Annotated in this window: 2 protein-coding genes; one reads left to right on the plus strand and one right to left on the minus strand. The window is 68.5% G+C overall.

Translation table 11 applies throughout. From position 1 onward, the window contains the following. Positions 1 to 53 precede the first annotated feature (53 nt). Positions 54 to 935 carry a LysR family transcriptional regulator gene (locus tag ACFC0O_RS13055; RefSeq protein WP_375956960.1) on the minus strand — a complete coding sequence of 294 codons (882 nt, stop codon included), beginning with the start codon at positions 933 to 935 and terminating at the stop codon, positions 54 to 56. 346 nt (positions 936 to 1281) lie between these two features. On the opposite strand from ACFC0O_RS13055, the gene ACFC0O_RS13060 reads away from it, so the two are divergent. After that, entirely contained in the window at positions 1282 to 9468 is an 8187-nt protein-coding gene (locus ACFC0O_RS13060; RefSeq protein ID WP_375956963.1) for an SDR family NAD(P)-dependent oxidoreductase, read from the plus strand. Positions 9469 to 9487 lie beyond the last annotated feature (19 nt).

Consider the following 9487-nt stretch of genomic DNA (forward strand, 5'->3'; position numbering starts at 1 on the left):
AGACAACTGCTTTCGATGAGTCGGTATTCGGATCAGTTAGTCGCACAGCCGATTCAGGCGACGCCGCGCAGTCCGCCGCCGGAGATCGCGCGGTAGTGCGCCGTGATGGCTTGGACCGCGATGTTCTCGATGTGGTCCTCGAGTCCGCGCCGGGTGACCAGCCGGACATCGATCGCGCCCACTTCGGGCAGCCCGCCGATCGGGCTGAGATCACACGGCCCGGCGGACAGACACGGCAGCAGGGCGACGCCCAGGCCGGCTTTCGCCGCGGCCAGCAGGCCGTCGAGGTTGCCCGACTCGGCGGTTACCGAGACCTCATATCCGCGCTCGCCGAGCGCCTGCACCGCGCGGCGGCGCAGGCCACAGGGTTCGGCGAAGGCGACCAGCGAGATCGGTCCGGGCGCGGGTGGCAACTGCCAGCTCTGCGCGGCGAACCATTTCAGGTCCAGCACGCCGACCTCGGTGCCCACCGGTTCGGCGGTGTTGCCGCCCAGTACGACCACCAGGTCCAGCACGCCCTTGATCACCGCGTCGGTCAACGCGGTGGACCGGTCGATGCGAAAGTGCAGGCCCGCCTCCGGGTACGTGGTGCGCAGCACGCCGATCAGATCGGTCAGCAAACCGTCGGCCGCGTGTTCGGTCGAGCCGATATTGATCTGCGGGCGCGGTGACTCGGAGAAGCGGGCCAGCACCTGGTCCTGCGCGGCGAGCAGGCGTCGGGCCTCCACCACGAGTCGTTCGCCTTCGGGCGTGAAACGCGATGTGCGACCGTTTTTTTCGACGAGAACGCACTTGAGCCTGCGCTCCAGCATTCTGATGTGCTGGCTCACGGTGGGTTGGCTCAGGTGTAACGCGTCTGCCGCGCGTCGGAAGCCGCCGGTGTCGGCGATGGTCACAAGTGTGCGCAAATGCAGCAAATCCAGCGGATCGGGCATACCGTACAGTCACCTTCGGGTTGGTCGACGCTGAAACATCATCTAACCGGAGACCGAATCGGGCTGCCGCCCTTTGAATCTCCGAGATTGCAATGAATTGCGACCACAATTCCGATAACGCCGCACGCGGGTGCGGGAATCGATCGGATTCATTGATGGCTCCATATCGGATATGCCGATCGGGCGGTGAAACTGCTTGGTGCACAGTGTAATTCGATGCGTACGACTCGATGTGACCTCCGCCACCTCCGGTTGTTGGTTCGTTAATCCGGCTCGCACAATAACTTCACGGAGCTTTCGAGCGGGGGTCGTACTCGAATTCTTCTCCGGATCAAAAGGAGATCTTGTGAACGATTTTCGGCATGGGGGATTGTCCCGCGCGGTTGCCATAGTGGGCGTCTCCTGCCGGCTTCCCGGAGCGAACAATCCCGATGAATTCTGGAATCTCCTGAAAACAGCGGGAATTGCGCTCGGCGCGCCGACGGCCGCACGCGCGGCCGCCGGTGGTGATGTGGATGACCTGGTCGGCGGCTTCCTACCGCAGGTGGATCGCTTCGACGCCGCCTTCTTCGGTATCTCCCCGGCCGAGGCGCGGCTGATGGACCCGCAGCAGCGTCTGCTCCTCGAATTGGCTTGGGAGGCTGCCGAAGACGCGAACATTCCCATCACCGATCTGCGCGAGTCTGCCACCGGCGTATTCGCTGCCGCGATGGCCGCCGACTACGCGGGATTGGTTCACCACAGCGGTCCGGCGGGCCTCACGCGCCACACGCTCACCGGGCTGAGTCGCGGTGCGCTCGCCAACCGGCTCTCCTACGCCTTCGGTCTGCGTGGGGCGAGTTTCACGGTTGACTCCGGACAGTCGTCCGGCCTGACCGCGCTGCATCTTGCGTGCACGAGTCTGGCTGCGGGGGACACGAATTCGGCCTTCGTCGCTGCGGTGAACCTGAACCTGACCCGCGACGGAGCGCGGGTCGCCGAACGGTTCGGAGGCGTCTCCGCATCGGGGCGCGCCTCGGTGTTCGATGCCGATCGCGACGGGTACGTGCGCGGTGAGGGCGCGGTGGTGCTGCTGCTCAAACCGCTGGATCGCGCTGTCGCGGAACGGGATCGGATCCATGCGGTGATCCGCTCCACCGCCGTCGCCAATGACGGTGGCGGGCAATCGTTCACGGTGCCCACCGCTGCCGGGCAATCTGCGGTCATCGCTCAGGCGCTCGAGCGTGCCGGTATCGCCCCCGAGGATGTGCAGTACGTGGAATTGCACGGCACCGGGACCCGTGCCGGGGATCCGATCGAGGCGGCGGCACTGGCCGACACGATCGGGCGCACCCGGACGGCTGGCGAACCGCTGCTGGTCGGGTCGGTCAAGTCCAGCATCGGCCACCTCGAGGGCGCTGCGGGGCTGGCGGGGGTGTTGAAAACGGTGCTCAGCCTGCGCCATCGCGAACTGCCCGCGACTCTCGGACACGAAAACCCTGATCCCGCACTGGATCTCGAGGGCTCACAGCTGCGCGTGGTGGCCGCTGGGCAGCCGTGGCCGCGTCCCGAGCGCAGCCTGGTAGCCGGGGTCAGTTCCTTCGGAATGGGCGGAACCAATGCCCACGCGATTATCGAAGAAGCCCCCGCGGGGACCGGTGAGTGGCGCGGACGCGGCACTATCAGCCAGCACGCCGACGCGGACGCGGTGTGGCCGTTCATGGTCTCGGCCCGGTCGAGCCGGGCACTGCGTGCGCAGGGCGACCGGCTGGCCGATTTCGTGGCGGATCGAACACCTGATCTGGCGCAGCTGTCGTCAGGGCTGATCCGTGATCGGGTCGAATTCGACAGTCGCGCTGTTGTTTTGGCCCAGGACACCGATGCTCTGGTGGCGGGCCTGCGCGCACTGTCGCAAAGGCGTACGGCGGCCGGTCTGATCACGGGGTCCGGCGGACGCGGCAGCGTGGGCGTGGTGTTCGGTGGCCAGGGCTCGCAGCGTGCGGGGGCCGGACGGCAGCTGTACGAGCGGTTCCCGGTGTTCCGCGCGTCCTTCGACGAGTCCGTTGCGCTACTCGACCGGTATCTCGGTGCGGCGGTGGACTTCTCGATACGCGACGTAGCGTTCGGCTCACCGGGAACCGAGGGGCTGATCGACCGGACGACCTACACCCAGCCGGTGATCTTCGCGGTCGAGGTCGCGCTGTACCGGCTGCTCGAGTCCTGGGGGATCGAGGTCGCGGCGGTGGCCGGGCATTCGATCGGCGGTGTGGTCGCCGCGCATGTGGCCGGTGCGGTTTCCCTGCCGGACGCGGCACGGCTGGTGGCGGTCCGTGCGCGCCTGATGGGTGCGTTGCCCGTCGGTGGCGCCATGGTGGCCGTCGAGGCGGATGAGCCGGAGGTGCTGGCCGCGATCGAGGCCGCCGGACTGTCGCGAGCCGTGGCAGTAGCCGCGGTGAACGGGCCGCGGGCAGTCGTGATCTCGGGTTCCGACAGCGATGTCTCGGTCGTCGCGGACGCGCTGTCCGGGTCCGGTCGGCGAGTCAAGCGCTTGGCGGTCTCGCATGCCTTCCACTCGGCCGCGATGGATCCGGTGCTCACCGATCTCGAGGCGGCGATTGCCGAATTGCAGTGGTCTGAACCGGAACTCATCTTCGTGTCCGATGCGACGGGCGCGCCGATCGGCTCCGCCCAAGAACTCGGCCCGGCGTATTGGTCCCGCCATCTGCGCGGCACCGTCCGTTTCGCCGACGCGGTGCGCACCCTTCGATCCGAGGGCGTGGGCACCTTCCTCGAACTCGGCGCGGACGCGGTCCTGACGCCACTGGTGATCGCGGCCCTGTCCGATCCCGACGAGTCCGTCGCCACCGCATCTCTGCGTCGTGGCCGCGACGAGGTCACCGGGCTGCTGACCGCCGCCGCCGTGATCCACACCAATGGAAACCGGGTGGACTGGGCCGCGCTGGTAGATCCCGCGACTCGGATCGACCTGCCCACCTATGCGTTTCAGCGTGAGCGGTTTTGGCTGGACGGGCCACCGGACCGCGCCCTGGAGACAGACGAGGCGCAATTGGACCGCGCTCCGGAGACAGGTGCGGCGGGACCGGGTCGACTTCCGAAGGCGGCGCACGAGGCTCCGGGCTCCACCGTGTATGCGGGGGCCGTGCCATCAGGTCTGGCTGCACAGGCGGCTGCTGTGCGACCGGATCGTATCGCGCAGACGGGGGTCGTCGGCACCGACAACGACCGGGGGGAGGAGGGTGTGCGGCAGAACTCCGCCCCGCGATCGACTGCCGTGCCAAGCGAGCAGGATTCAACTACCCCCGCGCTGCCGCAACTGGACCTCGCTGCCACCGTTCGCGAGGTGACCGCCTCGGTGCTGGGCTACACCGACCCGGGGCAGGTCGCAACCGAGGTCACCTATCAGAACCTGGGCCTGGACTCGCTCGGGGCACGAGAGTTGGCGGTCTTGCTGACCCGGGAGCTCGGCCTCACGGTGGCGCCGACCGCCGTCTACGACTACCCGACTCCCGACGCGCTGACCACGCACCTCGCCGGCCGGCTTCGTGGGCGGTCCGCACACGACTCACTCACTGCCAGCGGCACCAATTCGGTTGGTAGCGATACACTTTCGGAAGCACCGGGCGCCAGTGGTAGAGACAATGAGGCCGCTCGCGCCGCGGATCTGGTTGACGGCGCTGCGGGTGATGGCGCTCAGCGCATCGACGTTCGGGGCAATGACGCTCGAGACGGTGACACGCGAGGCACTGACACTGATCCCATTGCCATCGTCGCGGTGAGCGGACGGTTTCCCGGCGGGCACGCGTCTCCCGAAGCTCTTTGGGACCTGCTCGCGACCGGCGGCGAGGCCATCGCCGACCTGCCCGCCGACCGTGGCTGGGATCTGGCCGCGCTCGCGGATGTGCTCGGCGACGGGGGCGCCCGTGGCGGATTCCTCGGTGAGGCAGCCGATTTCGATGCCGAGTTCTTCGGGATCTCACCACGCGAGGCCGTCGCGATGGATCCGCAGCAACGGCTGGTGTTGGAATCGGTCTGGGAGCTGTTCGAGCACGCGGGCATCGTCGCGCAGTCGCTGAGAGGCACCCGCACCGCCGTCTACCTGGGTGCGAGTCCTTCGGAGTATGGTCCACGCCTGCATGAGATCAGCGGTGCGGCAGCCGGATTCGGATTGACCGGCACCTCGCCGAGTGTGCTGTCGGGTCGGGTGGCGTACACATTCGGACTCGCCGGGCCCGCTTTGACCGTGGATACGGCGTGCTCCTCGTCGCTGGTGGCCCTGCATCTGGCGGTGCGTGCGCTGCGTGCGGGCGAGGCCGATCTCGCGATCGCCGGTGGCGTGACCGTGATGGCAGGGCCGGGCATGTTCACCGAGTTCGCTCGGCAGGGTGGGTTGGCAGCTGACGGTCGTTGCAAGGCATTCGGAGCCGCGGCTGATGGGACCGGCTGGTCCGAAGCGGTGAGTGTTGTATTGGTGGAACGTCTTTCGGACGCGCGCAGGCTCGGACACGAGGTGCTGGCCGTGGTGCGCGGCACTGCCGTGAACCAGGACGGAGCGTCCAACGGCCTGACCGCGCCCAACGGCCCCGCGCAACGGCAGGTGATCCGTGCGGCGCTGGCCGACGCGGGTCTGGAACCCAGCGATGTCGATGTGATCGAGGCGCACGGCACCGGTACCGCGCTGGGCGACCCCATCGAGGCCCAGGCACTACAGGAAACCTATGGCCGAGACCGGCCCACGCCGGTATGGCTCGGTTCGCTCAAGTCGAACATCGGCCATACACAGGCTGCCGCCGGTACCGCCGGAGTCGCGAAAACCGTTCTGGCACTGCGCCATCAACTGATCCCCGCGACCTTGCACGCCGAACCGGCTTCCCCCTTCGTCGACTGGCTGGACGGATCGTTGCGGCCCGTGCTCGAGCCGCGACCCTGGCCCCGGGGTTCACGGCCCCGGCGCGCGGCGGTGTCATCGTTCGGGATCAGCGGCACCAACGCGCACGTGATCATCGAGGAAGCGCCCGCCGTCGCGGCCGACGAGTCGGCTTCGATTGCGGCGGGGCCTTTGCCGTTTGTGCTGTCGGGACGCACTCCGGCCGCCCTGCGGGCGCAGGCGGATCGCCTCGGCCCACACATATCCGGACCCGAGCCGGTCGCGACCGCCGCGTTGGCGTCTTCGCTGATCCGCCACCGCGCCGAATTCTCCACGCGTGCGGTTGTGATCGCCGAGGGCGACCTGGCGTTGCGTTCGGGCGTGCGAGCGCTCGCGGACGGACTGGTCCCGGCGAACGTCATTACCGGTCCGGGCACCTCTCCCGGCACGGTGGGAGTGGTATTCGGCGGGCAGGGCAGCCAACGGACCGGAACCGGACGCCAATTGGCCGAACGGTTCCCGGTGTTCGGCAATGCTTTCGACGCCGCGGTGGAACTGCTGGACCGATATCTCGGTACGGCGGTCGACCTCTCGGTGCGCGACGTGGCCTTCGGCGCACCCGGCACCGACGGCCTCATCGACCGGACCGTCTACACCCAGTCGGTGGTGTTCGCCGTGGAGGTCGCGCTCTATCGGCTGTGGGAGTCCTGGGGTGTGGAAGTGGCCGCTGTTGCCGGGCATTCGATCGGCGGTGTGGTCGCCGCACACGTGGCGGGGGTGCTCTCGCTCGACGACGCGGCCCGGCTGGTAGCCGCCCGTGCGCGATTGATGGATGGCCTGCCGTCCGGCGGCGCGATGGTGGCGGTCGAAGGCACCGAAGCCGAAGTGCTCGCCGCGATCGTGGCCGCTGCCGCCACCGGCGCTGCCGCCCATAGCGTCATCACGACCCTCGCTGTCGACGCTGACGCAGCCATCGCCGCTGGCATTGAAGTCGGCTCCGCCGCTGCTGTCGACTCCGATCGTGCCGTCACCGACGTCGGGCCCGACGCTGTCTTCGCCGATGCAACCGCGGTCACCGACGGTGCCACCGTTGATCCTTCCGCCCATGACGCTACCGCCGCAGTCGCGGTAGCCGCGGTGAATGGTCCACGTGCGGTTGTGATTTCAGGGGCGGAGGAGGCGGTGCTGCGCGTCGCGGCCGAGCTGTCGGCAGCGGGTCGCCGGGTCAAGCGCCTGGCCGTGTCGCACGCGTTCCATTCCGCGGCAATGGATCCGGTCCTCGACGAGTTCCGTGCTGTAGTGTCCGAACTGACCTTCTCCGAGGTCAGCGGCCCGCGCGTCGTGTCCGACCACACCGGCCGCGAGGTGACCGGTGCGGAACTCGCCGACCCCTCCTATTGGGTCCGTCACCTGCGCGGCACAGTTCGATTTGCCGATGCCGCAAGCACTCTGGCCACCATAGGCATCGGGGTGGTGGTCGAGTTGGGCGCGGATTCCGTGCTGGCGGCGGCCCTGTCGAGCGTGCTCGACGGTGTCACCGTGGTCCCGGCGCTGCGCCGCGATCGGGACGAGGTCACCGGCGTGCTGACCGCCGCCGCGACCGTGTTCACCCATGGCCACCCCGTGGACTGGACCGCCATCGTGCCCGAGTCCGGCCGGGTTGCCCTGCCCACCTATGCCTTCCAGCGCGAGCGCTACTGGATCGACACCCCGGGTGGTGCGACTGATCAGGTACCCGGTGAATGGATTCACCGCACGGGGTGGGAGCGATTCATTCCGACAAGCGCAACACCCGGACGGGAACCGACCTGGGTACTGGTGACCTTGGACAGCGGTGTCACCGATGAGTGGGCGCGAGCCCTGCGCGTGGCTCTCGGCACGGCGCGCGTCACCGAGCTGTGTGTGAACCCCTCCACCGCTACGAGATCCGTGCTCGAGGCTGGGCTGGCCGAGGTGCAGGGCGAGACCCTGGCGGTGGTGTCGCTGCTGCCGCTGGCCACGCGCTCCACGGGCTCCGCGTTCGACCTCGATCTCGCCGCCGCCACGGCGGCCCTGACTCAATCCGCCGCCGCTACAGCACGAGTCAGTACCTTCGCAGTCTTGACCGGCGCGGCGGTGACCTCCGCCGAGGTCGATCGTGTAGCGCGCGCAGCGGGGGCCGGAATCGTGTCAGATCCCTCCGGTGCCTGGCATGCCGGGTTCATCGCCGCCGCCGCCACGGAGGGCGGGCTCGGTAGGGGCACGGTTATCGACGTACCGGTCGCACCGGACGACAAAGCCGCCGAACTGGTAGTCGCCGCACTCCGAAACCCGAGCGGTGAACGCGAGTTCGCGATACGCGGTGATCAAACCTGGGTGAAGCGAGTGCGCGGGGACACCCTACGTCCCACCGGCCGCTGGCGTCCGACCGGAACCGTCCTGATCACCGGCGGCACCGGAGCACTCGGCGCACATGTCGCGAGACGCCTCGCGCGGAACGGGGCGACCGATCTGCTACTGGTCAGCAGACGCGGACCGGAGGCTCCCGGCGCGGCCGAACTGATCGCCGAATTGTCAGCCGCCGGAGCGCATCCGGTCATCGCGGCCTGCGATGTCGGCGACCGCGACGCACTGGCTGACCTGATCGCGGGCATTCCGGCCGACCGTCCGCTCACCGATGTGGTGCACACCGCCGCCGTGCTCGACGACTCACTCGTGGAGAGCCTGGACCGCGAACGCCTCGAGCGCGTACATCGGGCCAAAGTGGCAGCGGCGCTGCACCTGCACGAACTCACCCGGGACCTGGAGCTGTCCTCGTTCGTGCTGTTCTCCTCGGTCACCGGTGTCGTTCCGGCTCCGGGGCAGGCGAATTACGCGCCGGGTAACGCGGTGCTGGACGCACTGGCGGAGCATCGCCGTGAACTCGGGCTGCCCGCGACGGCGGTTGCCTGGGGGCATTGGGCGGGTGCGGGGATCGCCGGTTCGGCGGCCGGGCAACTGCGCCGCGGGGGACTGCGGGCGATGAGTCCGGCACAGGCTCTGACCGCACTCGAATATGCGGTGGTGGGTGGTGCAGGCGACGTGATCGTTGCCGATATCGACTGGGCCGCTGGCGATCCCATTCACGCCCGACTGCTCGCCGAGGTGCTGCCGGTAGCTGATTCCTCGAGCGCCCCCGAACCCGCGCACGAGTTCGCTGCCCTCGACGCCGCCGAGCGGCATCGCCGAATCCACGCCCTCGTGCGGGAGGAGACCTCCGCCGCTCTGGGCCACGTCGACTCGAACGCGGTCGATGACGACCGCGGACTGCGCGATCAGGGATTCACGTCCCTGTCCTCGGTCGAACTGCGAAACCGGTTGCGCCAGCGCACCGGCCTGGACCTGCCCGCCACCCTGGTCTTCGACCATCCCACGGTCACCGCGCTGACCACATTCATTGCCGCCGAGCTGGTTCCGGCTCAGCCGCCGCGACTGGACATTCTGCTCGGCGATCTCGAACGCGTGGCGGCGGGTCTGGCGGCCGAGGATCTATCCGCCGCCGAACGGACCGTAGCGCTCGACCGTCTGCGCCGTCTCATCGACGAATCCAGCAGCGGGACGGCCGAACCCGAGAACACCTCAGCCCTATCCGAGTCCGCCACCGACGCCGATCTGATCGATTTCATCGGTTCCGAACTCGGCATCTCCTGACCTCCCCGCGAAGAGTGAA

This window comes from Nocardia sp. NPDC056100, from assembly GCF_042266325.1.
In the GTDB taxonomy this organism is placed as follows: Bacteria; Actinomycetota; Actinomycetes; order Mycobacteriales; family Mycobacteriaceae; genus Nocardia.